Below are 843 nucleotides of genomic sequence, written 5' to 3' on the forward strand. Positions count from 1 at the left end.
ATAGGCGGTCCCCGCGGCCGCAACGGTCCCACCCGCCGCGAACAGGAACGCCTTCAGTGGATTAATTGCCATATTTCCCTACCCCTTAGCCACCTAACGCCGGTCTAGCCTGTTTTAGCAATACCGACAAGAAAAAGCCCAGGCCGTTAACCCTTGGGGCTTGACCGCGCTTTCAGACCCAATCACCAATCATCGACATGAACACGATTCGATCCGTCTGCGTCTATTGCGGCTCGTCTCCGGGCCGCGATGAAATCTATATCAAGGCCGGACACCTGCTCGGGCGCTCAATTGCCAAAGCGGGATTGCGGCTGGTCTATGGCGGCGGCACCAAAGGCATCATGGGCGCTGTCGCCGAAGGCGCGCTCAAGGCCGGCGGCAAGGTGACGGGCATCATTCCGCGCTTCCTGATCAACAAGGAGGCGAGCGAAACAGCGCTTGACCGGCTCGATGAACTCTTGATCACCGACAACATGCACGAGCGCAAGCACAAGATGTTCGAGAAATCCGACGCCTTTGTGGCACTGCCGGGCGGCATCGGCACGGTCGAGGAGATCGTCGAGATCATGACCTGGGGACAACTTGGCCATCATCGCAAGCCGATCGTCTTCGCCAATGTCAAAGGATTTTGGGATCCGATGCTGGCGCTGCTCGATCACATGGCCGCCGAAGGCTTCATCCACACCGCGCAGCGGGTCAAGCCGCTGGTCGTCGACGACCCCGAAGCGATCGTCGCCGCCATCATGGTAGCCGGATCGTCCGTCGACGCCCCGACCGAGGGCGTGCAGTCGGTGATCGACAAGATGTAGGGCGATAAGGAATCGGGGCAGTAAGGCAGTATGT

The 843-nt window shown here is 59.8% G+C and carries 1 protein-coding gene; it reads left to right on the forward strand.

The genetic code is table 11. The features are described from left to right. Window positions 1-197 precede the first annotated feature (197 nt). Complete coding sequence (locus EN969_RS33355; RefSeq protein WP_013532550.1) at window positions 198-809, forward strand: TIGR00730 family Rossman fold protein; 612 nt, start codon at window positions 198-200, stop codon at window positions 807-809. The last annotated feature ends 34 nt before the right edge of the window (window positions 810-843 follow it).

This window comes from Mesorhizobium sp. M7A.F.Ca.CA.003.01.2.1 (assembly GCF_003998945.1).
Taxonomy (GTDB): Bacteria; Pseudomonadota; Alphaproteobacteria; order Rhizobiales; family Rhizobiaceae; genus Mesorhizobium; species Mesorhizobium ciceri.